At 63.8% G+C, this 26,022-nt stretch carries 26 protein-coding genes and 1 tRNA gene; 15 read left to right on the forward strand and 12 right to left on the reverse strand.

Features of this window, described 5'->3' with window-relative positions:
• Positions 1-107 precede the first annotated feature (107 nt).
• On the forward strand, positions 108-1,691 hold the full coding sequence (locus D1012_RS05860; protein WP_118150586.1) for a lysine--tRNA ligase: 1,584 nt from the start codon (positions 108-110) through the stop codon (positions 1,689-1,691).
• 85 nt (positions 1,692-1,776) lie between these two features.
• Positions 1,777-2,175 carry a DUF4864 domain-containing protein gene (locus D1012_RS05865; RefSeq protein WP_118150395.1) on the forward strand — a complete coding sequence of 133 codons (399 nt, stop codon included), beginning with the start codon at positions 1,777-1,779 and terminating at the stop codon, positions 2,173-2,175.
• A 102-nt stretch (positions 2,176-2,277) separates the two neighbouring features.
• Here D1012_RS05865 and D1012_RS05870 read toward each other — a convergent pair whose 3' ends face one another.
• From D1012_RS05870 to D1012_RS05880, 3 genes are all read right to left on the reverse strand, one after another.
• The gene (locus tag D1012_RS05870; protein ID WP_118150396.1) at positions 2,278-3,378 is read right to left on the reverse strand and encodes a 5-(carboxyamino)imidazole ribonucleotide synthase; all 1,101 of its coding nucleotides are present in this window, start codon (positions 3,376-3,378) and stop codon (positions 2,278-2,280) included.
• Positions 3,371-3,856, reverse strand: a complete 486-nt coding sequence (purE, locus tag D1012_RS05875; RefSeq protein WP_118150397.1) for a 5-(carboxyamino)imidazole ribonucleotide mutase — start codon at positions 3,854-3,856, stop codon at positions 3,371-3,373. Before purE ends, D1012_RS05870 begins: the two co-directional genes overlap by 8 nt.
• Positions 3,857-3,960: 104 nt before the next feature.
• Positions 3,961-4,179, reverse strand: a complete 219-nt coding sequence (locus D1012_RS05880) for a YdcH family protein (RefSeq protein WP_118150398.1) — start codon at positions 4,177-4,179, stop codon at positions 3,961-3,963.
• Positions 4,180-4,460: 281 nt separating this feature from the next.
• On the opposite strand from D1012_RS05880, the gene D1012_RS05885 reads away from it, so the two are divergent.
• Complete coding sequence (locus D1012_RS05885) at positions 4,461-4,874, forward strand: Hsp20 family protein (RefSeq protein WP_118150587.1); 414 nt, start codon at positions 4,461-4,463, stop codon at positions 4,872-4,874.
• A gap of 13 nt (positions 4,875-4,887) precedes the next feature.
• A complete protein-coding gene (locus D1012_RS05890) occupies positions 4,888-5,115 on the forward strand; it encodes a DUF1150 family protein (protein ID WP_118150399.1) in 228 nt (75 codons plus the stop codon).
• On the opposite strand, the gene D1012_RS05895 is transcribed toward D1012_RS05890, so the two are convergent.
• The 3 genes from D1012_RS05895 to D1012_RS05905 form a co-directional block, all read right to left on the reverse strand.
• On the reverse strand, positions 5,102-6,160 hold the full coding sequence (locus D1012_RS05895) for a Hint domain-containing protein (RefSeq protein ID WP_118150400.1): 1,059 nt from the start codon (positions 6,158-6,160) through the stop codon (positions 5,102-5,104). The genes D1012_RS05890 and D1012_RS05895 overlap by 14 nt on opposite strands.
• 68 nt (positions 6,161-6,228) lie before the next feature.
• Positions 6,229-7,143, reverse strand: a complete 915-nt coding sequence (locus tag D1012_RS05900; RefSeq protein WP_199489443.1) for a glycosyltransferase family A protein — start codon at positions 7,141-7,143, stop codon at positions 6,229-6,231.
• Positions 7,144-7,286: 143 nt separating this feature from the next.
• Complete coding sequence (locus D1012_RS05905) at positions 7,287-8,993, reverse strand: bifunctional sulfate adenylyltransferase/adenylylsulfate kinase (protein WP_118150401.1); 1,707 nt, start codon at positions 8,991-8,993, stop codon at positions 7,287-7,289.
• 313 nt (positions 8,994-9,306) lie between these two features.
• Here D1012_RS05905 and D1012_RS05910 point away from each other — a divergent pair, with 313 nt between their 5' ends.
• Positions 9,307-9,894, forward strand: a complete 588-nt coding sequence (locus D1012_RS05910; RefSeq protein ID WP_118150402.1) for a hypothetical protein — start codon at positions 9,307-9,309, stop codon at positions 9,892-9,894.
• Between the two features lie 26 nt (positions 9,895-9,920).
• On the opposite strand, the gene D1012_RS05915 is transcribed toward D1012_RS05910, so the two are convergent.
• Both D1012_RS05915 and trxB read right to left on the reverse strand, forming a co-directional pair.
• Entirely contained in the window at positions 9,921-11,015 is a 1,095-nt protein-coding gene (locus D1012_RS05915; protein WP_118150403.1) for a 2OG-Fe(II) oxygenase, read from the reverse strand.
• A 140-nt stretch (positions 11,016-11,155) separates the two neighbouring features.
• Entirely contained in the window at positions 11,156-12,118 is a 963-nt protein-coding gene (gene trxB, locus D1012_RS05920; protein WP_118150588.1) for a thioredoxin-disulfide reductase, read from the reverse strand.
• Positions 12,119-12,309: 191 nt separating this feature from the next.
• Here trxB and D1012_RS05925 point away from each other — a divergent pair, with 191 nt between their 5' ends.
• On the forward strand, positions 12,310-12,810 hold the full coding sequence (locus D1012_RS05925; protein ID WP_118150404.1) for an Lrp/AsnC family transcriptional regulator: 501 nt from the start codon (positions 12,310-12,312) through the stop codon (positions 12,808-12,810).
• A 420-nt stretch (positions 12,811-13,230) separates the two neighbouring features.
• Here D1012_RS05925 and D1012_RS22610 read toward each other — a convergent pair whose 3' ends face one another.
• From D1012_RS22610 to lgt, 4 genes are all read right to left on the reverse strand, one after another.
• Positions 13,231-13,377: a hypothetical protein gene (locus D1012_RS22610; protein WP_158569229.1), complete on the reverse strand. Its 147-nt coding sequence runs from the start codon at positions 13,375-13,377 to the stop codon at positions 13,231-13,233.
• Between the two features lie 260 nt (positions 13,378-13,637).
• On the reverse strand, positions 13,638-14,387 hold the full coding sequence (gene pgeF / locus D1012_RS05930; RefSeq protein WP_118150405.1) for a peptidoglycan editing factor PgeF: 750 nt from the start codon (positions 14,385-14,387) through the stop codon (positions 13,638-13,640).
• A gap of 4 nt (positions 14,388-14,391) precedes the next feature.
• A complete protein-coding gene (locus D1012_RS05935) occupies positions 14,392-15,447 on the reverse strand; it encodes a class I SAM-dependent methyltransferase (protein ID WP_118150589.1) in 1,056 nt (351 codons plus the stop codon).
• Positions 15,444-16,319 carry a prolipoprotein diacylglyceryl transferase gene (gene lgt, locus D1012_RS05940; protein ID WP_118150406.1) on the reverse strand — a complete coding sequence of 292 codons (876 nt, stop codon included), beginning with the start codon at positions 16,317-16,319 and terminating at the stop codon, positions 15,444-15,446. Before lgt ends, D1012_RS05935 begins: the two co-directional genes overlap by 4 nt.
• 140 nt (positions 16,320-16,459) lie before the next feature.
• Between lgt and D1012_RS05945 the strand changes: the two genes are divergently transcribed.
• From D1012_RS05945 to D1012_RS05985, 9 genes are all read left to right on the forward strand, one after another.
• Positions 16,460-16,720: an accessory factor UbiK family protein gene (locus D1012_RS05945; protein WP_118150407.1), complete on the forward strand. Its 261-nt coding sequence runs from the start codon at positions 16,460-16,462 to the stop codon at positions 16,718-16,720.
• A 126-nt stretch (positions 16,721-16,846) separates the two neighbouring features.
• Positions 16,847-17,647 (forward strand): lytic murein transglycosylase, encoded by an 801-nt coding sequence (locus D1012_RS05950; RefSeq protein ID WP_118150408.1) that lies wholly within the window; start codon positions 16,847-16,849, stop codon positions 17,645-17,647.
• A gap of 78 nt (positions 17,648-17,725) precedes the next feature.
• Positions 17,726-17,800 (forward strand) — tRNA-Glu (locus D1012_RS05955).
• Between the two features lie 339 nt (positions 17,801-18,139).
• The gene (locus D1012_RS23315) at positions 18,140-18,454 is read left to right on the forward strand and encodes a DUF3800 domain-containing protein (RefSeq protein WP_158569231.1); all 315 of its coding nucleotides are present in this window, start codon (positions 18,140-18,142) and stop codon (positions 18,452-18,454) included.
• A gap of 45 nt (positions 18,455-18,499) precedes the next feature.
• Entirely contained in the window at positions 18,500-18,841 is a 342-nt protein-coding gene (locus D1012_RS23320) for a DUF3800 domain-containing protein (protein WP_435530905.1), read from the forward strand.
• Positions 18,842-19,286: 445 nt separating this feature from the next.
• Entirely contained in the window at positions 19,287-20,300 is a 1,014-nt protein-coding gene (locus tag D1012_RS05970; protein WP_118150411.1) for an AAA family ATPase, read from the forward strand.
• 26 nt (positions 20,301-20,326) lie between these two features.
• Complete coding sequence (locus tag D1012_RS05975) at positions 20,327-21,166, forward strand: DUF58 domain-containing protein (RefSeq protein WP_118150412.1); 840 nt, start codon at positions 20,327-20,329, stop codon at positions 21,164-21,166.
• Positions 21,166-23,925, forward strand: a complete 2,760-nt coding sequence (locus D1012_RS05980; RefSeq protein ID WP_118150413.1) for a DUF4159 domain-containing protein — start codon at positions 21,166-21,168, stop codon at positions 23,923-23,925. Before D1012_RS05975 ends, D1012_RS05980 begins: the two co-directional genes overlap by 1 nt.
• Entirely contained in the window at positions 23,922-25,997 is a 2,076-nt protein-coding gene (locus D1012_RS05985; RefSeq protein ID WP_118150414.1) for a hypothetical protein, read from the forward strand. The genes D1012_RS05980 and D1012_RS05985 overlap by 4 nt, the downstream gene beginning before the upstream one ends.
• The last annotated feature ends 25 nt before the right edge of the window (positions 25,998-26,022 follow it).

The following is a 26,022-nucleotide window of genomic DNA, read 5'->3' on the forward strand; positions in this document are numbered from 1 at the left end:
TCCTTCTGCATTCGCAGCCTGACAATATTGACGCGACAGGGTTCCGGCAATAGAGGACGGAGGCTTTCCCGTGCATGGGGCAGGGGGGCGGTTCAAGGATGAAAGCAATGTCTGCTTTGCGCGATGCGGCGATGAAATCGAAGGCCTGGCCCTTTGAAGAGGCCCGCGCCATTCTGAAACGCTATGAGAAAAAGGCCCCGGAAAAGGGATATGTGCTGTTCGAGACCGGCTATGGCCCGTCCGGCCTGCCGCATATCGGCACCTTTGGCGAGGTCGCACGGACAACGATGATCCGCCGCGCGTTCGAGGTGATCAGCGACATTCCGACGCGGCTGATCTGCTTCTCTGATGATGTGGACGGCATGCGCAAAGTGCCGGAAAACGTGCCGCAGCAGGACATGCTGCGCCAGCATATGCAAAAACCGCTGACCTCCGTGCCGGACCCTTACGGCGAATACGACAGCTTTGGCGCGCATAACAACGCCATGCTGCGCCGGTTTCTGGATACCTTCGGGTTCGAGTATGAGTTCATCAGCGCCACCGAGTTCTACAAATCCGGCCGCTTCGACGACACGCTGCGGCTCTGCGCCGAACGCTATGACGCGATCATGGCGATCATGCTGAAAAGCTTGCGCGAAGAGCGCCAGCAGACCTATTCGGCGTTTCTGCCGATCCACCCGGAAACCGGGCGGGTGCTCTATGTGCCGATGAAGAATGTCGATGCGGTGCGCGGCGAGATCACCTTTGATGATGAGACCGGGCGCGAATGGACGCTGCCGGTGACCGGCGGCAATGTGAAGCTGCAGTGGAAGCCCGATTTCGGCGCGCGCTGGGCGGCGCTGGGCGTCGATTTCGAGATGTATGGCAAGGACCATTCCACCAACACCCCGATCTATGACGGGATCTGTGAGGTTCTGGGCGGCCGCAAGCCCAACCACATGAGCTATGAGCTGTTTCTGGACGAAACCGGGCAGAAGATCTCGAAATCCAAGGGCAACGGCCTGACCATCGACGAATGGCTGACCTATGCCGCGACCGAGTCGCTGTCGTATTTCATGTATCAAAAGCCAAAGACGGCCAAGCGGATGCATTTCGACGTGATCCCGCGTGCGGTGGATGAATATCACCAGCAGTTGCGGGCTTATGCCGATCAGGAGGTCGAGGCGCAGGTCAACAACCCGGTCTGGCATATTCATGGTGGCCAGCCGCCGGAGTCGAAGATGGTGGTGCCGTTCTCGATGCTGCTCAATCTGGCGAGCGTGGCCGGGGCCAAGGATGCCAAGGGTCTATGGGGCTATATCCGCGCTTATGCGCCGGACGCCTCACCCGAAACCCACCCCGATCTGGACGCTGCCGCCGGGTTCGCCGTGCGCTACTTTGCCGACAAGATCGCGCCCCATCGCGTGTTCCGCCTGCCGACCGATCAGGAACGGGCTGCGATGGAAGACCTGCGTGCACGGCTGGCGGCATGGGATGGCGGCAATGATGCCGATGCGTTGCAAACCATGGTCTTTGCCGTCGGCAAGGAGCACGGGTTCGAGCCGCTCCGCGACTGGTTCAAGGCGCTCTACGAAGTGCTGCTCGGCGCCTCTGATGGCCCGCGTTTTGGCGGTTTTGTGGCGCTCTATGGCGTGCCGGAAAGCATCGCGCTGATCGACAAGGGGCTGGCGGGCGATTTCGTCACCGCCTGAGGGCAGACACTGACACGAGGCATTGACCGGGCCCGCGCCCGGTCTATCCTTTTCGCAGGGACGTTTTTGCGAAAGGACCACGGCCATGCGTTTGCTTGCCGCCTTGCTGACCGCCGTCTTGCTTGCCCTGCCTGCCGCTGCGCAGGAAGATCCGATCCAGAACACCATCCGCAATCAGCTGACCGCTCTGGAGCGGGACGATTTCGTCACGGCTTTCAGCTATGCCAGCCCGACCATAAAGGGCCTCTTCGGCACCGCCGACAATTTCGGCAGTATGGTCCGACAAGGCTATCCGATGGTCCTTCGCCCCGGCAGCGTCAGAATGCTGGAACTGCGCGAGGTGGCTGGAAACCTGTGGCAAAGGGTGATGATCACCGACCAACAGGGCCGCACCCATATGCTCGATTACCAGATGATCGAAACCGCTGATGGCTGGCAGATCAACGGCGTGCAACTGCTGCCATCGGTGGGCGTGGGGGCATAGCGCCGGGGGTTCCAGCCATGTCCGATACACCCGCGATGTCCGAAATAGGCCATGGCAATGCCGTCTGCGGGGGCTCGATGCCCCCGCGGACGGCCCCCTTGCTCAGGTCAGGCCGCGGATCACGCGATTGACGTGGCCCATCTTGCGGCCGGGTTTGACCTCGGCCTTGCCGTAGAGGTGGATCTGGGTGTTGCGCTCGCGCGCAAGGTCGGGAACCTGCGCGACGTCATCGCCGATCAGGTTCTCCATCACCACATCGGCGTAGCGGGTGCCGTCGCCCAGCGGCCAGCCAGCGATGGCGCGGATGTGTTGTTCGAACTGGTCCACGGCACAGCCGGCTTGCGTCCAGTGGCCCGAGTTGTGGACACGCGGCGCGATTTCGTTGACGATCAGGCCGCCCGTCTGACCCTGTGGCGTCACGAACAGCTCCACCCCCAGCACGCCGACATAATCCAGCGCGTTCAGAATGCGGGCGGCGATCAACACCGCGTCGGTGCGCTGCCCGGGCGACAGGCGCGCGGGCAGGGTGGTTGTGTGCAGGATGCCCGCGCGATGCACATTCTCGCCCGGATCATAGCAGGCAACCGAGCCGTCCAGCCCGCGGGCGGCGATCACCGAGACCTCGTGGGAAAAGTCGATGAAGCCTTCCAGCACCGCTTCGGCCCCGTTCATCGCTTCCCAGGCGGCGGGGGCATCAGCGGGCGTCATGATCCGGGCCTGACCCTTGCCATCATAGCCCAGACGGGTGGTTTTCAGGATGGCCGGGGTGCCGATGCGCTCAATTGCGGCGTTCAACGTCGCCAGATCTGTCACCCGCGCATAGGGCGCGGTGCTGAGGCCAAGGCCGGTGAGGAAATCCTTTTCCGCGATACGCTCTTGCGACACCGCCAGCGCCCGGCGGTTGGGGCGGATGGGGCGGATCGCCTCCAGCGCGTCGAGCGAGGCGGTGGGGACGTTTTCGAATTCATAGGTGATGACATCGACGCTTTGGGCAAAGGCCCGCAGCGCGTCGAGGTCGTTATAGGGAGCCGTGGTCACCCGGGCCGCGACATGGCCTGCGGGGGGGGCGGCACCCGGCTCATAGATATGGCACTGAAAGCCCAGACGGCTTGCAGCGACCGACAGCATGCGGCCCAGCTGGCCGCCGCCAAGAATGCCGATGGTAGCACCCGGTGCCAGAGGGCGGCGAAGCGCGTCAGTCATCCTTTGGCTCCTCGGGGATGCTGGCCGACAGGGCGGTGCGCCAGGCGTCCAGCCGCGCGGCGAGCGCAGGGTCCATCAGCGCCAGGATCCCCGCCGCCATCAGCCCGGCATTGGCCGCCCCGGCAGCGCCGATGGCCATGGTGGCAACCGGATAGCCCTTTGGCATCTGCAGGATGGAATACAGGCTGTCCACCCCCGACAGCGCGCGGGTCTGCACCGGCACGCCGATCACCGGCACCCGCGTCTTGCTGGCCATCATGCCGGGCAGGTGGGCCGCGCCGCCCGCCCCGGCGATGATCACCTTAATGCCCCGGCCTGCGGCCTCGCGCCCGTAGGACCAGAGCCGGTCCGGGGTGCGGTGCGCGCTGACAATCTTTGCTTCATAGGGGATGCCCAGTTCGTCAAGGATCAGGGCGGCTTCTTTCATCGTGGGCCAGTCGCTTTGCGATCCCATGATGAGTCCGACGTCAACGGCCATGCGCGTTCCCCCAGTGCCTTGATCTCAAGTGCTCTGGGCGCGATTACGACAGGATGGGCGTCAGGGCAAGGGTTTGACGGTGCTGGCGGCAGGCCTGTGGCGGATCAGGCGATGATGTCGGGGATCAGCTGATCCTCGATCTTGACGATCTGATCCTTGAACGACAGCTTTTGCTTTTTCAACCGGCGCAGGGTCAGCTGATCGGGGCGGCCGGTTTCCTCCAGCGCGTGAATCGCGGCATCCAGATCGCGATGCTCACGGCGCAGCACCTCCAGCCGGATGCGGAGCATGTCTTCGAAGTTGAGTTCGCTGGGCGCGTTCATGGGGTTCGCTTACTGGCTGGTGTTCTGCCGGGGGGCTTGGGTTGAGTCGGCTTTTGATCCTGTTTCAGAATATAGTGATTCTTTGACCCTGCGGCAAAGCTTATGGCGTGGAACCGGGCATCAATTGGACAATTGATGGTTTGGATCGGGGGAGGGCACAGGCCGGTGCCACAGGCTGCCCTTGCAGGCGGTGCCTGTCCGCCCCATATTTCAACAGATGCAGGTGCCTGTCGCAGGGCCTGCGCATGGAAATGTCGCTTTTGCAAAAGGGCATAAGACAGATGACGAAACTGAGTTTTGGGGCGCACCCGTTTTTGCTGGGCTTTGAGCAGCTGGAGCGTCTGGTCGAGCGGACCGCGAAATCTTCGGGTGAGGGGTATCCGCCGTTCAACATCGAGGCGACGGCGGACAATGCCTATCGCATCACACTGGCGGTGGCCGGGTTCCGTGAGGAGGATCTGGCGATCACGGTCGAGGACCGGCAGCTGGTGGTGCGCGGACGCCAGCCGGATGAGACACAGGACCGCGTGTTCCTGCACCGGGGCATTGCCGCGCGGGCGTTTCAGCGCAGCTTTGTGCTGGCGGACGGAGTCGAGGTGGCCGGGGCCAGCATGGACCATGGGCTGCTGCATATTGATCTGAAACGATCGGTGCCGGATGCGGTGGTACAGACCATCCGTATCGGGCGTGGATAAGGAGTCTGAGACGATGAACAGTCCATTCAAGGCCATTGCCGAGGCGCAAAGCCCGATCGTTTATGTGCGTCCGGTCACCGTGGCGGATCTGCCTGAAGAGCTGCGCGAGCAGATCGGCGATATCGAGACGGTGTATTCCGTACACCGACCCGATGGCGAGCGGCTGGCGCTGGTGCGCGACCGCAGCATGGCGTTTTCATTGGCGCGTCAGCACGATCTGGCCCCGGTCAGCGCGCATTGAAAGTATCAAAGGCTGTTGCGGGCGCAGGAAGGCGCAACGCAGCGGTCTCCCATGCGCGCAAGCTGCGTCGTGCCGTCGGGCCATAGGAGGCGGAGTGGTGCGCCAGATCGGGGAACAGCATCAGCACCTCAGCCCGCGTGGGGTGGGACAGCAATGACAAGCCGTAGGTATCCGGGTGAAAGCTTTCTGTCAGGATACCCTCGGAAAAGATCAGCTCATGCTGGTCGAACAGCAGGTGGACATAGTCAACCTGACCGCAGGGGGCGAGGCAGATCGTCTCACCGTTGACCAGATGAACCGCAGCGACCAGCACCTCAGCCTCGCCATACAACAGCTCGGCGTGCCATTCTGACAACGTGATCCTGTGTTGCTGTGACAAGTACAGGTCGCGGCTGTTGCCCAATGCGCCTGCGGTGATCCGCACGGGTGCGGCAGGGCCGCGTCCGGGGAGGTTGCGGCGTGCGGTCCAGCGCAGGGGACGGAAACCATGGTCCGCAGTAAGGATCAGATCGCCTGCCAGCAAGTCTTCGACCGCAACTAGCCCGGCGATGGTATGGATCAGAGTTCCCGCGACGAAGCAGAGAAAGGGTTCATCGCGCGTCGAAATGTAGCTGTGGCTGTATTCGGTACTGTCGAATGTGCCCAACTTCAGCGAGGTGACCTTTTTGTGATGCAGGTCAGGGGGGATGTCTGAGTCACGGATGCGTACCAGGTAGGTTCCGTCGTCCAACAACCAGACTGACATACCGACCGGATAGCTGATCCCGTCCGCGACCATGGTGCTGCCCGTGAATTCGCCAACCTCCCGGACGCTGTGCTCGACACCGTCGATCACCACCCGGTCGACAGACCCGACACTTGCATCATCCGTATCGGTGTCGGCGATAATATTATCGCCGTCGTTGTCGCGCCAGATAATCGGCGTATAGGTGGCTGGATCGACGGACATGCCATCGCCTTTGGCGTTTATATTGGACTGATTGGCGGGGTCAAATCCCGGCCAGGGCGTGGAAACGTGCCAGGCCCAGCTGTTCGTATCTGTCATTGCTCAATGCCTCCGGCAGGCCCACAAAAGAAGTGGTGCCATCCTTCCAGATCCGCATTTCAGACAGATTAACGGGTTAGTGGCGCAACAGGCGCAGGGCGGCGGCGCGCAGCCAGTGCGGCAGCACGCGGCGGGCAAGGCGGCGTACCCTTGACGGGGGGGGGCGGTCCGGCTGGCCACAGGCCGTGCCTGCTTTGGTAATGAATTATGCAATCCCGGTCAGACTCGTGCCGGGTCTTGCCGTCGAACACGGCAAAGAACAGCGGTTCCACATCATGCGCGACCGCGTGCCGCCTTTGCGGCGGCAGGTTTTCGGCATTTGTCCAGATCGGCACGCGGCGCAGGGCAAGGTGGCCCGACAGCCAAGGGTCATCCACCATCCACAGATCGGGCGGGATGTCGAACACCCGGCGGTCAAAGAACGCGGGCCGCACCATGGCCCCGCCCCAGCCCTCCAGCACATCGGCGTAACCGCTGCTGCGGATCAGCGGCGGCGGCTTGGGCTTGGGCCATGGCAGGGTGGCAAGATGCGCGTCCAGATCGGTCTGGGACCAGCGCTGCATCCGGGGCTGGCGGCGATGCTCTGCGCCGGGCAGATCATGCGACACCTCGCACAGGGCCGCGTCAGGATGAACATGGCGCAAGCGCTTGAACCGCTGGTGCCAGTCGGGTGGATAGAGCACGTCATCATCGCAGAACAGCAGGTCGACGTTTTGCCCGGCGAAATCGCGCAAGGCAGGCAGGACTTTCGTGCCGGGGCCAAGATCCTGCGGCACGCGGCGCAGGGTGATGCCGGGCGGCAGGTCGGGCAGGGTGCCATCCCAGTCGGGAAAGCGGCGGTAGTGCTCGGGCAGGTACAGGATGATTCCAGCGGCGTGCAGGCTTTGCTGCAACAGCGACTCGAGCGTTGCCCCCAGATGCGCAAAGCGGGGCGGAACCGAAGACAGGGTGATGAAGGTCGGATCGTCGATGGCTGGCCCCATTCGCTGCAGGTCGCCCCGGTCGGGCCAGAGCCAAGACTAGGGCCGCACAGGGTGCGGATACAAGCGGCTGTTTGGGGTGCAGAATGAGACGCGCCGCCCGGAGCAATCCGGGCGGCGCGCTATTGCAGGCTAAATGCAGCGGATCAGCCCCGGATCAGGCCCATCGACTCCAGCTTCAGGATCACCTGATGCGCGCAATGGTCGACATCGACATCCTGGGTGTCGACCACCAGTTCGGCCTTGGTCGGGGCCTCATACGGGTCGGAGATGCCGGTGAATTCCTTGATCTTGCCCTCACGCGCCAGCTTGTACAGGCCCTTGCGGTCGCGCTTTTCGCATTCTTCGATGCTGGTCGCGACATGCACCTCGATGAACGCGCCAAAGGCCTCGATCATCTCGCGCACGGCGCGGCGGGTGGCGGTATAGGGCGCGATCGGCGCGCAAATCGCGATGCCGCCGTTCTTGGTGATCTCTGACGCCACATAGCCGATGCGCTTGATGTTGATGTCCCGGTGCTCTTTCGAGAAGCCGAGTTCGGAGGACAGGTGTTTGCGCACCACATCGCCATCCAGAAGCGTGACCGGACGGCCGCCCATTTCCATCAGCTTGACCATCAGCGCATTGGCGATGGTCGATTTGCCCGAACCGGACAGGCCGGTGAAGAACACGGTAAAGCCCTGCTTGGCGCGCGGCGGCGAGGTGCGGCGCAGTTCCGCTACCACTTCGGGAAAGCTGAACCATTCGGGAATATCGATGCCTTCACGCAGGCGGCGGCGCAGTTCGGTGCCCGAGATATCCAGAACGGTCGTGTTTTCCGGCACTTCGTTGGCGGGGTAATACTGCGCCTTTTCCTGCACATAGACCATGTGTTTGAAATCGACCATTTCGATGCCGATCTCATCGGCATGCTGCGCGAACAGGGTCTGCGCGTCATAGGGGCCGTAGAAATCCTGCCCGGCAGAATTCTTGCCCGGTCCGGCATGGTCGCGGCCCACGATGAAATGGGTGCAGCCGTGGTTCTTGCGGATGATGCCGTGCCAGACCGCCTCACGCGGGCCAGCCATGCGCATCGCCAGATTCAGCAACGACATGGTGGTGGTGGATTGCGGGTATTTGTCCAGCACCGCCTCATAGCAGCGGACACGGGTGAAATGATCGACATCGCCCGGTTTGGTCATGCCGACCACCGGGTGGATCAGCAGGTTGGCCTGCGCTTCACGTGCGGCGCGGAAGGTCAGTTCCTGATGCGCGCGGTGCAGCGGGTTGCGGGTCTGGAACGCGACGACCTTGCTCCAGCCCATTTTGCGGAAGAAGGCGCGGAGTTCGTTGGGCGTGTCGCGGCGGCCTTTGAAATCGTAATGTACCGGCTGCTGGATGCCGGTGACCGGGCCGCCCAGATAGACCTTGCCCGCCTGATTGTGCAGGTAGTTCACCGCCGGGTGCGCCAGATCGTCAGCGCCAAACACCTTTTCCGCTTCCAGCGCCTTGTTCGGCACCCATTTGTCGGTGACCGACAGGATAGCAAGGATCACCCCCTCCTGGTCGCGCAGGGCGATATCCTGTCCCGGCTCTACTGTTTCTGCAAATTTCTCATTCACATCCAGCGTGATCGGAATCGGGAACAGCGCGCCGCTTGCCGTGCGCATGTTTTCCACCACGCCGTCATAATCGGCCTCGGACATGAAGCCCTTGAGCGGGTTGAAGCCGCCGTTCATCAAGAGTTCCAGATCACAGATCTGACGCGGGGTCATGTCCCAAGACGGCAGATTGCCCGCCTCGGCCTTCAGCTTTTGGGCAGAATCGTATGAAACATAAAGCTCCGGAACCGGAGCGAGCTGGGGAAGCGACATCGTATACTGGCCTTTCAAATGCACTGCCGGGCAAGGGATCACCCTCGTCTTTCGCGTGGGGCTGTAGCCTGTCATTGCGGCAAAATTCAAGTGAAACAGGCAATGACGGTGCAAACAAGGGCGGAAATGCTGCATCAAGGTCGCAAAGCGGGAGTGTTTCCGCGCAAGCGTGCAGGCCGTGAGATTTCTTTCAGCGCAGATCGCGGTCGCGCTGCGTCACTTGCGCGACGGGCCGGAGTCTTTGCGGCTGCGGAACCGCAAGGGCGGTTGTGCGTTCTTTCTGACACCACGTATTTTAAGAAGGAGACGCAAGATGACCGCACAAGACACCCCCAGATTCACGGCGGATGATCTGCGTCTGCTGGATCAGGAAGAGGCAAAACTGGTTGAAACCGCCCGTCGTGGCGATCTGGACCAGATCGGCCATTCCGAGCTGACCGACACGCTGCAGCGGTTGCGTGACCGCCGTGACCGGGCGCGCGATCTGGCCAACCGGCAGCGGCGCGAGGCGCGCGGAAAGGCTGACCCGTCCGGTATTGCCCCGGCGACCCAGAATGCCGGGACCGAGGGCAAAGCGCGGGTGCTGGGTCTGGCGCTGGAGCTTGTGACGCAAGAGCGCCAGCGTCGGGCGGATGCCGGAACGGCTGATACCGATGAAGCTGATACCAATGACGGGGCACCATCGCAGCGCGAGCTTTCCGAGCGCGCGATGACGCTGAAATCGGCCGGGGCCGGGGCGAACCCGATGCAGGAAGACGGGGGCGCATTGCATCCGCAAGACCCCGAAGCCGATCCGGGCAAAGGGGCCTTGGCCGATCAGGCACGCAACATCGCGCCATCGGGGGCGCTTGACCATGGCGGCGAGTTGCCATCGCGCGAACGGTCACGCACCCGCTATTGATCTTTTCACGCCATTGGCCGCGGGGGTTATTTACCCCCGGCGTTTTCCTTGGCGGTTTCAAGGGCATGCAGGTTGGCTTGCCGGATTTTTGCTGCGGCATCGTCGTAAAGAAAGGGCAAAAAGGCATAGCGCCGCCCTTTTGTCACGGTCGATACCCGGTGCAAAAGCGAGCAGGAAAACACCACCGCCCCCCCCGGCGGGGCTTTGAAGGACCGCGGGCCGTATTCGGGAAAGCTGACCTCTCCCCCCTCGAAATCATCATTCAGATTGATCGACACGGCAAAGCGCCGATGCGCGGTGCCAGAGGTGGTGTTGTCGCGGTGCGGTGCGAAGTGGCCGCCTTCGGCGGCGTCATAGCATGATACAATATAGCGCTCCATCCGGGTGACATGGAACTGATGCGCCTTGGCGATTTGCGGCACCACCCGCCGTATGAACCGGCCTTGCAGGGCTGCGATCAGTTCGGGGTCATTCAGGGTGATGTCGCGGCGGCTTTTGTGGCTGCGGTCCTTCATCCCGATGGTTTTGCCATCCACTTCGCGCATGAAACCGGACTCTTCGCCGCCCTGCGCGTCATAGAGGTCGATCAGGTGGCGGCAGAGGTTGGGTTCGAACACATTTGGCAAAAGCAGGATCGGCGCCTGCAATTCCACCCCGGCAAAGCGGGCGGGCGGGGGAAGGCTGGCGACATAGTCGATCACCTGCGCCGCGCGGCTGCCCGTGTCGTCAAAGGGGATCACATTCAGCACCCGCATGGTGGGGTCCGTGATCACCCAGAGGGGGCTGCGTGTATCATTCCGGGCCGCGCCGTACAGACGGCTGGCGGTCAGGTCGCTGTCCCAGATGAAGCGGCGGCCGGGGGTGCGGTTGGTCAACCGGCTTTCGTCGGCGGGGTCGGACGAGATGCCGAAAAAGCTGGCGTGATCATCGTCGAACACATCGTCGCGGGACAGGGCCGTGGTGACGGCCTCTTGCGCGCGGGTGTCGGACAGCGCGTGGAAAAAGCACAGCACCAGATAGCGGCCAGCAGCGGTATCAATGGCATAGCGCGGGTTTGCGGCAGAGCGCTGTGTGAACGAAGGGGCGGGATCGCCGGGGGCGAGCAGGACTGGATGGGGCATTGCACCTGTGGGACTTGGAACGCGGGGGCAATGTCGCGGGTGTGATGTGCCCCGGTCAACCCGAACCCGGCGCGGTCACGAATACGTTATGGCGGCTGGCGCTTGCGGGCTGCGCCAGCCGGTCGGTGGTGACTTTGGTGTTATTCGGCGGCTTTCAGCATCGCATCTTGTGCCGCGATAAACCGCTCTGCATCCAATGCCGCCATGCAGCCCATTCCGGCGCTGGTGACGGCCTGACGGTAGACATGGTCGGTCAGATCGCCGGCCGCAAAGACACCGGGAATGGTGGTGCGGGTGGTGCCGGGTTCGACCGTGACATAGCCGCCCGAATGCAGCTCCAGCTGATCCTTGACCAGTTCCGACGCAGGCGCATGGCCGATGGCAACGAAAAAGCCGTGGCAGGGCACGTCCTTGACCTCGCCCGTCAGCAGGTTGCGGGTACGGACTGCGGTGACCGACAGCGGGGCCTCATCGCCGAGAATCTCGGTGACTTCGGAATTCCACAGCATTTCGATCTTGGGGTGCTTGAACAACCGGTCCTGCATGATCTTTTCGGCGCGAAGCGAGTCGCGGCGGTGGATCAGCGTGACCTTGGTGGCGAAATTGGTCAGGAACAGCGCTTCTTCAACCGCCGTATTGCCGCCGCCGATCACCACCACCTCTTTGCCCCGGTAGAAGAACCCGTCGCAGGTGGCGCAGGCTGACACGCCAAAGCCCTTGAATTTCTCTTCCGACGGCAGGCCCAGCCATTTGGCCTGTGCGCCGGTCGCAAGGATGACCGCATCGGCGGTATAAGTGGTGCCGCTGTCGGCGCTGGCGACAAAGGGGCGCTGCGACAGGTCAAGTGCTGTGATGTAATCGCTGATGATCTCGGCGCCCATGGCCTGCGCGTGATCCTGCATCCGCACCATCAGATCAGGGCCCTGCACATGGGTATCGCCGGGCCAGTTCTCGACCTCGGTCGTGATGGTCAGCTGGCCGCCGGGTTGCAGGCCCTGCACCAGAATGGGGTTGAGCATGGCGCGGGCGGCATAGACCGCCGCCGTGTATCCCGCCGGGCCGGAGCCGATGATCAGAACGCGTGTATGCCGAGTGTTGCCCATGGTGCCCTCATCTTTTCCGTGCGGGTTTGATATAGGCGGTTGCGGGCAGGGCGGAAACCCCCTGCGATCTGCAGGCGGCATTGCAGAAATATGCGGCCGGCGGGTGGATTGGCGAAATATTCCTGCGCTGTGTTGAAACATTGTTGCGTGACGGCGGGGGCGGGCCTAGATAAGCGCAAAAGGAGTCCCCCATGGCCGTCTCAAAGCTCGATCCGATCGACCGTCAGATTCTGGCGGAATTGCAGGCTGACGGGCGGATGACCAACGTGGAACTGGCCAAGCGTGTGGGCATTTCCGCGCCGCCCTGTCTTCGCCGGGTGCGGACGCTGGAAGAGGCGGGCTATATCAAAGGCTATCACGCCGACATCGACGCGCGCGAGCTTGGGTTCGAGGTACAGGTCTTTGCCATGGTGCGGCTGCAAAGTCAGGCCGAGGCCGATCTGGCGACATTCGAAGCGCGCTGCCGCGCCTGGCCCTTGGTGCGTGAGTGTCACATGCTGAACGGTGAGATTGATTTCATTCTGAAATGCGTGGCCCCGGATCTGTCGTCATTTCAAAGCTTTCTGACCGGCGATCTGCTCAAGGCCGAGAATGTGGCGAATGTGAAAACATCGCTGGTGATCCGCTGTGCCAAGGACGACCCCGGCGTGCCGTTTGATGTGCTGGAGGCGCGGCTGGCCAAAACCGCCTGACCTGCGCCGAGCTATAAACCTGCGCACCCCATCCGTCAGGGATAACAGGGCTGCATAAGCAAAAAACGGTCCCGTTAACGTGCCAGAGGAGCACCGGGACCGCTTTTGCCAAAGCAACAATCCTGCTGTCCGACGCGGCCCACGTTACTTCGCGCGGGTCTTACACCGTCGGCCAGACCACCATGCAGGTGGTAGACCGTGATGAAGAGATAATGGCGAGAATCGGGCGCTTGGTCAAAGGGTTTTCGCAATTGGTGGGGATTTGTGTCCAAACCGGGCCGGATGGCCGCATTGTTCGGGCGGTGACAACGCAAATCGGCCAATTATGGCCGGACCGTGTTGGTCACGCGTCAATAATCAAAACGGGCCGTGCAATGCACGGCCCGTTTTGTATCGAAATTGATTCGGTAAGCTGGTCGGTCAGCGGGCGGCGATGGCGCGCGGCTTGGCGGCGACAGCTTTCAACGCCTCGGGTTTGCGTCGGGCAGAGCGGGCCCATGGCAGGGCGATCTGTTGCTCAAGGCTGGCAGCGATTGCGGATTTCAGCCAGCGGCGTTCTTTTTTCATGATCCGGTGTCCCTTGTTCTGTGTGTCTTGCGACCTTGAGACAAATTTGACCTGTCTTTGGGGCGGCCAAGGGGCGGCAAATGTGAAAGATTGTGGTCAGCACAGGCACGGCGTTGGGCAAATGTGGCGGGCAGACGCCGCTGCGAATGACCTGTGAATTAAGGGCGCTGGAAACAATCGGGTTAAAAATCCGCCGATTGTTTCCGGATTGCGCGGCCAGTTTCGCCGCATTCCTGCCGCAGATCGCAGATGGATCACCCCTAAAGCCGGATCACCGAGATCAGGCGGCCATAATCAGCCTCGCCCGCATGGGTGGTGCGGCGAAAGGAAAAGAATCGGTCGGCGTCGTGATAGGTGCAGTGCCGGGTCCATTCGGCATGGCCCACCCCCGCCGTGCGCAGCCGGTGCAGGCCAAAGCCGGGCAGGTCAAACAGCATCCGGTCGCCGGCGCCATTGACGAAAAAGCGGCTGTTGGCCGGGTCTTCATCGGTAAAGGTCTCGTAAAATTCCGCTCCCACCTCATAGGCGCGTTGGCTGATGCAGGGGCCGATGACGGCGGCGATGTCGGCGCGGTCTGCCCCCAACGATTCCATCGCGTCCAGCGTCGCCTCCAGCACGCCATTGAATGCACCGCGCCATCCGGCATGGGCGGCCCCGATCACGCCCGCCTTTGCATCGGCGAACAGCACCGGCTGGCAATCCGCGCTCAGCACCGACAGGGCCACGCCGGGGGTGGCGGTCACCAGCGCATCGGCATGCGGGCGCACCGGCAGCGGGCCGTTTGCCGCAATCACCTGCGCGGAATGCACCTGATGCACGCCGATCAGGTGATCCAGCGGCACCTCCATCGCGGCGGCCACGCGGGCGCGGTTGATCGCCACCGCATCCGACAGATCGGTGGACCCGGCTCCACAATTCAGCCCGGCAAAAATGCCCGAAGACGCGCCGCCCTTGCGGGTAAAGAACCCGTGGCGAACCGGCAGCGCGTCTGAGGTGATGATGTCCAGCATGGTGTCAGGCAAATCCGGGTGGTGGGGCTGTGCCGGGGCGGAAAAGCCCAAGCACTTTGAACAACGAACCCATTTCTTCGGGGTGGGTCAAGCGCCGATGCGCTGCAAGGTGCGATTGCAGGGCTGGACCGGTCAAGGATTGGGCAAGCCGCGCCGCACGTGCGTCTACCCCGAGGCGGGACAGAAACAGGCCCTGCTTGGTAAAGACATGCGGCAGGCCGCACATCCGGGCCAGCGCCTCAAAATCGACATGGGCGGTCAGATCGGCCAGGCCCGGTTCCGCCAGCGGATCGGCAAAGGCATGCCGGCGCAGGGCCTGAAACGTATCGCCCGTGGACCGCCAGCCGCCGTAATCGGCGATCAGGGCCGCACCGCAATGGTCCCGGATGCGGTGGCCGATGGTTTCCGCGTAGGGGCGGGCGGCCGGGCAGACCTCGACCACGCGGCCCGGCACCGGATCGTTGAAAGCGGGGATATCAAGGGTCTGGTGGATCGGGTCGGACAGGCCAAAGGCCAAGCGCCCGTCCTGCACCCCGACCAGCCGCTCGCGCCACACGGTTCCGTCAAACTGGAACTGGTGGATCGGCAGGGCATCGAAAAACTCATTGGCCAGCAGAAACAGCGGCTGTTCGGGCAGATCGTCGATTTGGCCTGCGTGGGTGATGGCGTGCGGCTCCAGTCGCTTGCGTTGCTGCGCGCGCAGGGCGGGCGAGGCCTCCAGCAGCACCACCTGCGCGCCGGCGTGAAAGCCCGGCACGGCGCGGGTGGCGCGCAACACATCGGCCATCAGCGTACCGCGACCGGGGCCAAGCTCGGCCAGCGTGAACGGCGCGGGTGCGCCCTGATCCAGCCAGGCCTGCGCCAGTGACAGGCCCAACAGCTCGCCGAACATCTGGCTGATTTCCGGGGCGGTGGTGAAGTCCCCCGCCACGCCAAACGGGGTGCGGGTGGTGTAATAGCCGTGATCGGGGTGCAACAGACACTCGGCCATATACTCGGCCAGCGTCATCGGGCCGGTGGCCGCAATCCGTGCCGCGATGATCCGGCCCAGCTCTGTCATGCAGGCCGCGCGCGCAGCAGCAGCCACAGCCCCACCGCGATCATCGGCAACGACAGGATCTGCCCCATGGTCAGCCCATAGCCGCCGAAGTGCAGGGCAAGGCCCAGCGGATTGCCGTCGGTGATGAACTGCGCATCGGGCTGGCGCACGAACTCGACCACAAGGCGCGCCGCGCCATAGCCGGTCAGGAACAGCCCGGTCAGTGCGCCGGGCCATTTCAGCCAGCCGCGCCGATAGGCCAGCCACAGCAGCACAAGGCCCAGCAGCAGGCCTTCCAGCACCGCCTCATACAGCTGGCTCGGGTGGCGGGCGCAGATGCCGGTCACATCGGGGCAGGTCTGCGCCGCATCGCCGGGAAAGGCCACGCCCCAGGGCATCGTGGTCGGGCGGCCCCACAGCTCGGCATTGATGAAATTCGCGATCCGGCCCAGAAACAGCCCCAACGGGGCGGCCAGTGCCATGATATCGGCGGCCTTGAGCATCGGAATGCCCTCACGCCGGCAAAACACGATGCCCGCCACCACCACGCCCAGAAAGCCGCCGTGGAACGACATGCCGCCCTCCCACACCTTGAGGATCGCGGCGGGGTTCTGCAGATAGAACCCCGGCTGGTAGAACAGCACAAATCCCAGACGCCCGCCCAGAATGACACCGATGATCACCCAGGTCAGCAACCGCTCCACCTGATCCGCGTTCATTGGTGGCGCGCCGTGCCACAGCGCGGGCCGCCGCAGGGTATCCAGCGCCAGCCGCCAGCCACCGATCAGCCCGACGATATAGGCCACCGCATACCAGCGCAGGGCAAAGGTCATGCCAAAGATGTCGATGGCAAAGATCTCGGGCGAGATCTGCGGGAACGGAAGGTAAGACATGGCACCTCGGCTGTCGGTTGTCCGATATGTCGGCAGGGGGGTTGTCGGCAGGTGGGGCCGACTTGTCAATGTGCCGCACTGACTTGCGGCATGGGTCTACGGGGCCATATAAGGATTGCAGAGCAACAAGGACCAGTCCCATGCAAAGCCGCAACAAGATCCTCGACGACCTCAGCCAGCTGATGACCAATGCCATGGGCGTGGCACAGGGTGCCAAGACCGAGGCGGAAACCGCGATGAAGGGTCTGATGGACCGCTGGCTGGCCGACCGCGATTTCGTCACGCGTGAGGAATTCGATGCCGTGCGCACCATGGCGGTGAAAGCGCGCGAAGAAAACGCAGCCCTTGAGGCGCGGATTGCGGCACTCGAAGCCGCCAGCACCGGCAAACCGACAGCCTGATCCGGGCCGGGTCAACGGTTCTGACGCAAACTTGACAGCAAAGGCCGGGGCCGCAGCCAGCATTCGCTTGATCCGCGTCAGGGCCGCTTTACAGTGGCGCGCAATGATCCATGCCGGAGTGCGTTTATGTCTGCCCTGAAGCCATTTTTTCTAGCCATTGGTTTTGCTGTTACCGCCACGGCCTCACAGGCGGCATCCTGCTCTGATACCGGCGGCCGGTATGAGGCGTGGAAGCCCGAGATGGCCGCCGAGGCCCGCGCCGAAGGTGTCGGCGAGCGCGGCATCGCGGCCTTGATGGGCACGTCCTATTCGCAAGCCACCATCGGGGCCGACCGCAACCAGAAAAGCTTTCGCTACACGCTGGACAAGTTCATGCAGGTGCGCGGGGCCGAGACGATCATCAAGCAGGGCCGGTCGCGCAAGGCCAAGAATGCCGGGCTGTATGACGCGCTGGAACAGCGCTACGGCGTGCCCGCCGGGGTGCTGATCGCGATTCACGGCATGGAAACCGCCTTTGGCGGCTATATGGGCGATACCAACATCGTTTCGGCCATCGCCACACTGACCTATGACTGCCGCCGCAGCGGCTTTTTCCGGCCGCATCTGATCGGCGCGCTGAAGCTGGTGGACGAAGGGTCGATCACCGCAAAATCGGTCGGGGCCAAGCATGGTGAATGGGGGCATACCCAGTTCCTGCCCGGCAACGCGCTGATATATGGCGTGGATGGCAACGGTGACGGCAAGGTTGATCTGAACAACCTGACCGACGCGATGGCCTCGACCGCGAATTTCCTGCGGCAAAAAGGCTGGCAACCCGGCGCAGGCTATCAGGAGGGGCAGCCGAACTTTGCGGTGATCAAGCAGTGGAACGCCGCCACGGTCTATCAGCAGGCCATTGCGATCATGGGCAAACGCATCGACGGCTGAGCCGCAACAAGAGTGGAGGCTTTGCCATCACTTTTCCCCTTGCGCGTTGCCGTCCGCTGCCCTATTGACCCCGCCAGTGGCCCGTTCGTCTATCGGTTAGGACACCAGGTTTTCAACCTGGGAAGAGGGGTTCGACTCCCCTACGGGCTGCCACTTTCTTCTGTAAATTGTTGATTTTGCTGCGAAATTCCTAAACTCCAAAATCCTACTACAGAACTACTACAGCGAAAAATCAGCCGCTTTTGACCTGCCGAAGCGCCAGAGCCGATCACGCATTCGTGAACAGGTGGCAGCAAGTTTCGGAAGTTTCGGCAATGCTGCGAACGCTACTTCGACAAAATACTTGAACGTTCGCGCATTCTATACTATCTAGACAACAAGTCGGGTGCGCTGACCATTTTGCGGTGCTTCGAGGGGTTCCCTTGCCCGGCTTACCTAAACTACGCGCAGGCTGCCTTCGGGCAGCCTTTTGCTTTGATGGGGGAGAGTTCTTTGCATCTGTTCTACGTTGACGAATCCGGGTCTGTTGCCGACCCTTCGCAAAAATACTTCGTCTTGGCCGGGGTTGCTATCTTCGAACGAAAAACCCATTGGGTTGAGCAAGATTTGAATGCAATTGCGACAAAGTTCAACGCCGTTACCCCGCACAACATTGAACTGCATGGTTCCCCCATGCGGTCAGGCCGTGACGGCTGGAAGGCGCATCCCCTCGCCGACCGCTTAGCGGCAATAAAAGACGCCCTTCAACATGGCGTTGCGAACCATCACCCGAAGGGGGTTCGACTGTTCGGTGCAGTCGTAAATTAAGCTGCGCTTGCCGGGGGTGATCCTGTTGTTCACGCCTTCGAACAGATTACGAGCCGTTTCGACATGTTCTTGCGAAGGCTCTACTCGAAACATAGTGACCCACAACGCGGAATTATGGTCTTCGACAAGTCTTCGACAGAACAGCGCATTCAGACATTAGCGAGAGAGTTCAAATACACAGGCCACTCTTGGGGCACGACACAGAACTACGCCGAAGTTCCCTTGTTCCTTGATTCGCGGGCATCGCGACTTATTCAACTTGCCGATTTGGTTGCCTATGCCCTGTTCCGACACTACGAACACGGCGACAGTTCATTCTATGATGTAATCAAAGATTGTTTCGACGCCGAAGGCGGTGTTAATCACGGACTATACGTAAAGAACTAAAAAAGACCCCCGAAACCTTGCGGCAACGGGGGTCAGGCAGCTTCTGTAGTGGCCCTGCGGAAGAACTTAGAAAGCGGCTGCGGGGATGCCCCCAAGGGGCGCGTCGGGGTCGATACCCGCAGCGGTGCAGGCTTGGCGCATGGTGGCCCCTGTGGCGACCCGCAGTACGACAACAGCGGGGAAATCGGGCCGTCCTGCCCCTGCCAGTCAAGCGACGTGCTGCGCCCTGTCTGCAAGGCGTTGCTGCCCCTCTGGCGCTGTCCATGTGGGCACATAGCCCGATACCAAGGTGAACCGGGGCCGACAGGCCGCAGTCATCTCCGGCATTTCTTATGCCGCTCATCCGCTTCTCACGATCATTTGTCTCTCATCCGCTTTTGCCATTTGTGCCTTTCGCCATACTTCGCTCTAATGGGCTGCAACCAATCCCCAAGGAGGCGTCGACATGGCCATTTCCCCCCCCGAAGCCGATCTTGTGACGGCGATTGAAAGCCTGGGTGACAGGCTGGGGCAGGCCAAGGCCTCGATCAACCAGCGCTTTATCGGGCAGGAAAAGGTGGTCGATCTGGTGCTGGCCTCTATGCTGTGCGGCGGTCATGCGCTTTTGGTGGGTCTGCCGGGGCTGGGCAAGACCCGGCTGGTCGATACGCTGGGCACTGTGATGGGCCTGTCGGCGAACCGCATCCAGTTCACCCCCGATCTGATGCCTGCCGATATTCTGGGTTCCGAGGTGCTGGAGACGGCGACGGGCGGCCAGCGTGCGTTCCGCTTTATCGAAGGGCCGATCTTTTGCCAGCTGTTGATGGCGGATGAAATCAACCGCGCCAGCCCGCGGACCCAGTCGGCGCTGTTGCAGGCGATGCAGGAAAAAGAGGTCACGATTGCGGGCCAGCACCGCAAGCTGGGTCAACCCTTCCATGTGCTGGCGACCCAGAACCCGATCGAGCAAGAGGGCACCTATCCGCTCCCCGAAGCGCAGCTGGACCGCTTTCTGGTGCAGGTTGATGTCGAATACCCGACCCGCGCGACCGAGCGCGATATCCTGATCGCCACCACCGGGGCCGAAGATGCGCAATCGACGCAGGTGTTTACCGCAGCAGAGCTGATCGCCGCGCAATCGGTGATCCGCCGGATGCCGGTGGGCGAGGCGGTGGTAGAGGCGATCCTTGACCTCGTGCGCGCCTGCCGCCCCGGCGAGGCCGAGGGCCGCGCGCTGGAGGGCAGTCTGTCATGGGGCCCCGGCCCGCGTGCCGCGCAGGCGCTGATGCTGACGGTGCGGGCGCGGGCGCTGCTGGACGGGCGGCTTGCCCCGTCGGTGGCCGATGTGGCGGCGATGAGCCGCCCGGTGCTGACGCACCGGATGGCGCTGTCCTTTGCCGCACGGGCACGGGGCGAGACCCTGTCGGGCATCATCGACCGGGTGACCTCGCGCACCCTGCGGCTTGAGGCTGCTGCGTGAGCCTTGACCTCCAGTCCCGCGCCGAGATGCTTGGCCAGTCGCTGCCGCCGCTGATGGCAGAGGCGGAATTGCTGGCCGCCACCGTGATGATGGGCGAACACGGGCGCAGGCGCGCGGGGCAGGGGGATGAATTCTGGCAATACCGTCCGGTGAACGCGGGCGATTCGGCGCGGCTGATCGACTGGCGCCGCTCGGCGCGGGGCGATGCACATTTTGTGCGCGAACGCGAATGGCAGGCGGCGCAATCGGTGACGCTCTGGGTCGATCCGGCAAAGTCGATGGCGTTTTCGGGCGACAAAGCCCGCGCGCCGAAATCTGACCGGGCAAAGCTCTTGGCGCTGGCCACGGCGGTGCTCTTGTTGCGCGCAGGCGAACGGGTGGGGCTGGCCGGTGATGCCGCACCCCCGCGTCCCGGCCGGGCGCAGATCGTGAAACTGGCGGCGGTGCTGTCGGGCGCGGAAGAGGGCGCGGAATACGGTGTCCCCTCTGCCACCGGCATGGTCAGCCATGGCCGCGCGCTGTTCCTGTCGGATTTCTTTGGCGATCTGACCGCGCTGGAAGCGGCCTTGACCACGGCCGCTGATCGCGGCGTGCGCGGCGCGCTGGTGCAGGTGCTGGACCCGGCCGAGGAAGAATTTCCGTTCTCGGGCCGCACGATCTTTGAGTCGATGGGCGGCGGCATGCGGCATGAGACACAGCAGGCGGGCGATCTGCGCGCGCGCTATCTGGCGCGGCTGGCCGAGCGCAAGGACCGGCTGGCCGATCTGGCCCGTGCGGTCGGCTGGCATGTGACCACGCATCACACCGGGCAACCAGCGCAGGCCGGTTTGCTGTGGATCTACAACGCCTTGCAGGGGGGGCGCTGATGTTCATGCTGGGCCCCGTCGGCTTTGCCACGCCCCTGCTTTTGCTGGGTCTGATCGCGCTGCCGCTGCTCTGGCTGTTGTTGCGTGCCGTGCCGCCCGCACCGATCCGCCGCCGTTTTCCCGGTGTCGCGCTGCTTTTGGGTCTGCGCGATGAGGAGGCCGAGGCGGACAAGACGCCGTGGTGGCTGCTCTTGCTGCGCATGGCGGCGATTGCTGCCGCCATCATTGCCTTTGCCGGGCCGGTGCTGAACCCGGTCGAACGGCAGGCGGGCAACGGGCCGCTTTTGATCGCGATGGATGCGACCTGGGCCGATGCCCGCGACTGGCCGCGCCGGATCGACCGCGTGGCGGCGCTGGTGGATGAGGCGGCGCGCGATGGCCGCCCGGTTGCCGTGATCCGGCTGACCGACGCGCCGGGGCAGGTGGCGTTTCAGGCCGCCGATGCGGTGGCGACCCGGTTGGGCGGGGTCACGCCGCAGGCGTGGTCGCCGCGCGATCTGGCGGGCTGGGCCGAAGCGCTGCCCGAGGGCGGGTTTGACACCTTCTGGCTGTCGGACGGTCTGGATCATCCGGGCCGTGCGGCGCTGATGACCGCACTGGAGGCCAAGGGCACCGTGACCGTGTTTGAAAGCCCCCGCCCGGTCTTTGCCCTGCACCCTGCCACCTATGATGAGGGCGCGATCCAGCTTGCCGCCACCCGCCTGCCAGCAACTGATCCGGTGTCGGTCGAGGTGTCGGCGCGTGGCCCCGACCCGTCCGGGGTGGAACGCGAACTGGCCCGCATCGCGCTGGATTTTGGCCTTGGCGCAGAGCGGGCCGGGGCTGCGCTGTCGCTGCCGCCCGAATTGCGCAACCGGATCACCCGGTTTGAAATCGCGGGCCTACGCTCGGCGGGGTCGGTCAGCCTGACCGATGACAGCCTGAAACGCCGCAAGGTGGCGCTGATCGGCGGCGGCGCGGATCGTGAAGGGCTGCAACTGCTGTCGCCGCTGCACTATCTGCGCCAGGCGCTGGAGCCGGTGGCCGATCTGATGGAAGGCTCGCTCACCGACCTTTTGCTCGCCTCGCCCGATGTGGTGATCATGGCCGATGTGGCGCGGCTGTCGCAGACCGACACCGATGCCTTGCTCGACTGGCTGGACAATGGCGGGCTGCTGCTGCGTTTTGCCGGGCCGCAACTGGCGGCCAGCGATGTCAGCCGCACCAGTGAAGACCCGCTGATGCCGGTGCGCCTGCGCGAAGGCGGGCGTGCGGTCGGTGGTGCGATGAGCTGGGGGGAGCCGAAAACGCTGGCACCGTTCCCCGAGGACTCGCCGTTCCACGGTCTGCCCTTGCCGCAAGATGTGGCTGTCACCGCGCAGGTGCTGGCGCAACCGGACCCCGAGCTTGCCAACCGCACCATTGCCGCGCTGGCGGATGGCACGCCACTGGTCACGCGCAAGGTGGTGGGGCAGGGGCAGGTGGTGCTGGTGCATGTCACCGCCAATGCCGAATGGTCCAACCTGCCGCTGTCGGGTCTGTTCATGTCGATGCTGGAACGGCTGGCGGTCTCCACCCGCCCGGCAGCCCCCGAAGCCGCCGATCTGGCGGGTCAGACCTGGGTGCCGGAAATCGTGCTGGACGCCTACGGCCAGTTGCAGGACGCGGGTGATCTGCCCGGCCAGCCGGGCGAGGCTTTGGCGCAGGCGATGACCGCAGGCCCCGGCCCCGAACAACCGCCGGGGCTTTACGCCGGGTCTGACCGCCGGGTGGCGCTGAATGTGATCAACGCGGATACCACGCTGACCGCCGCCACATGGCCGCAGGGCACCGTGATCGAAGGTTTGGAAAGCCCGCCGGAACAGGCGCTGAAGGGCGCGTTTCTGTCGGGCGCGCTGGTGCTGCTGATGCTGGATATTCTGGCAGCCCTTTGGGTCTCTGGTCGTCTGGGCGGCTTTGCGCGCGGGGCGGTGGTGCTGGCGGCAGTGCTGCTGACCACGCCGGATGCTCGGGCGCAGGACATGCCCGATGATGCCAAGGCGCTGCAGGCCACGACCGGGCTGGTGCTGGCGCATGTGCTGACCGGCGATGCGCGGCTGGATGACACGGCGCAGGCCGGGCTGACGGGACTGGGTGAAATCCTGTGGCAGCGCACCTCGATCGAGCCGGACCGCCCCATCGGCGTGAACATCGAAACCGACGAGCTGGCGTTCTTTCCGTTTCTCTACTGGCCCGTTTCCACCGCGCAGCCGCTGCCCTCTGCCGCCGCATATTCAAAGCTGAACGACTATCTGCGCACCGGCGGGATGATCCTGTTTGACACCCGCGATGCGGATCTTGCCGGTGGGTCATCTCCCGAAGGCCAGCACCTGCAACGGCTTGCCGCCGGGCTGAACATCCCGCCGCTGGAGCAAATTCCGACAGACCACGTGCTGACCCGCACTTTCTATCTGTTGCAGGACTTTCCCGGCCGCCATCAGCGCAGCCCGCTCTGGGTCGAGGCCGCCCCCCCCGATGCCGAACAGGTGGAGGGGATGCCGTTCCGCAACCTGAATGACGGGGTGACGCCGGTGGTGATCGGCGGCAATGACTGGGCCTCGGCCTGGGCGGTGAATGCCAATGGCGCGCCGCTGCTGCCGGTGGGGCGCGGCTTTGCCGGCGAGCGTCAGCGCGAGCTGGCCTATCGCTTTGGCGTCAACCTGATCATGCATGTGCTGACGGGGAATTATAAATCCGATCAGGTCCACGTGCCTGCGCTGCTGGACAGGTTGGGACAATGACGCAAAGCCTTATCTTCGCCCCGCTCATCCCCTGGCCGCTGATCTGGGGGGCTTTGGCCTTTGCCATCGTCCTGCTGACGCTGGCCGTGGTGCGCGGCTTGTCAGGCTGGGGCCTGCGCGCGGTGGCGGCGGGCGTGGTGCTGCTGGCGCTGGCCAACCCGGCCTTGCAGGAAGAAGATCGCGCGCCGCAGTCGGATATCGTGATCGCGGTGGTCGATGACAGCGCCAGTCAGCAGCTGGCCGACCGGCCCGACCAGACCGCCCGCGCGCTGGCCGCCTTGCAGGCCGAAGTCTCTGCGCTAGAGAACACTGAGCTGCGCGTCGCCCGCGTCGGTGACGGGCCCGAGGATGCGGGCACCCTCGCCATGACCGCGCTGGCCGAAGCGCTGGCCGAAGAACCGCGCGCCCGCGTGGCGGGTGCCGTGATCATCAGCGACGGGCAGGTGCATGATCTGGCCCTCGCGCCCGACATGCCCGCGCCCTTGCACCTGTTGCTGACCGGCGAGCCGGATGACTGGGACCGCCGCTTGATTGTGAAAAACGCCCCCGCCTTTGCCATTCTGGGCGAAGAGGTGATGCTGACTCTGCGTGTCGAGGATCAGGGCGATGTGCCCGCCAATATCAGCCCGATGGCAGAGCTGACCATCGCCGTCGATGCAGATGAGCCGCAAACCTATACCGTGCCGGTGGGCGAAGATCTGGAGCTGCCCGTCACCCTGCCGCATGGTGGCATGAACGTGCTGCAATTCACCGTGGCCACCGTTGAGGGTGAGCTGACCGACCGCAACAATGCCGCCGTGGTGCAGATCAACGGCGTGCGCGACCGTCTGCGGGTGCTGCTGGTCTCGGGGGAGCCGCATGCGGGCGAACGGGTCTGGCGCAACCTGCTGAAATCGGATGCCTCCGTCGATCTGGTGCATTTCACCATCCTGCGCCCACCGGAAAAGCAGGATGGCATCCCAGTCAGTGAGCTGTCGCTGATCGCCTTTCCCACCCGCGAACTGTTCGTGGAAAAGATCGAAGAATTCGATCTGATCGTGTTCGACCGCTATTCGATGCGGGGCATCCTGCCGATGTCCTACATGGACAATATCGTGCAATATGTGCGCGGCGGCGGCACGGTTCTGGTGGCCGCAGGCCCGGAATATGGCGCGGTGGACAGCCTGTGGCGCTCGCCCCTGGCTGAAATCCTGCCCGCCGACCCCACCGCCCGCGTGATCGAGGGCGGCTTTCAGCCCCAGCTTACCGACCTTGGCCGCCGCCATCCGGTGACCGAAGGGCTGGAGGATCTGGCGCCCGAAGGCGGCTGGGGCCGCTGGTTCCGCATGGTCGATGTGATCCCGCGTGCAGGGCAGGTGGTGATGGAAGGGCCGGACAACCGGCCGCTCCTGATCCTGAACCGGGTGGATGAGGGGCGGGTGGCGATCCTCGCCTCCGATCACGCCTGGCTTTGGGGGCGTGGCTATGAGGGCGGCGGGCCGCAACTGGAACTGCTGCGCCGTCTGGCGCACTGGATGCTGAAAGAGCCGGAGCTGGAAGAGGAAACCCTGTCGGCCACCGTCTCGGGCCAGACCCTGACCGTGACCCGGCGCAGCATCGAGGAAACCCCGCCGGGTGATGTGTATATAACCGGGCCTGATGGCATCGAAAACCCGGTGCCGCTGGCCGAAGTGTCGCCCGGCCGGCATGAGGGGGTATTTGAGGCGCCCTCTGTCGGCCTCTACCGGATGGAGCAGGGTGATCTGAGCCGGGTGGTCGCCATTGGCCCCTCATCCCCGCGCGAATTCATTGAGACCATCGCCTCGGGCGAGCCGCTTGCCGACACGATTGCTGCGACCAATGGCGGCGTGATGCGTCTGTCAGATGGCGCGCCCGATGTGCGTCTGGTGCGCGATGGCCGCCCGGCATCGGGGCGCGGCTGGATCGGGATCACCCCGCGCGGGGCTTATGTCACGCAGGATGTGCGGGTCGCGGCGCTGTTGCCGGGTTGGGCCTGGCTGCTGCTGGTGGCGGTGTTTGCCATCGCCGCCTGGCTGATCGAGGGCCGCAAGGGCGCGCGCAAACTGACCTGAGGGGGGTGCGCGCCGCCGCAGCACT

This window comes from Pseudotabrizicola alkalilacus, from assembly GCF_003443995.1.
In the GTDB taxonomy this organism is placed as follows: Bacteria; Pseudomonadota; Alphaproteobacteria; order Rhodobacterales; family Rhodobacteraceae; genus Pseudotabrizicola; species Pseudotabrizicola alkalilacus.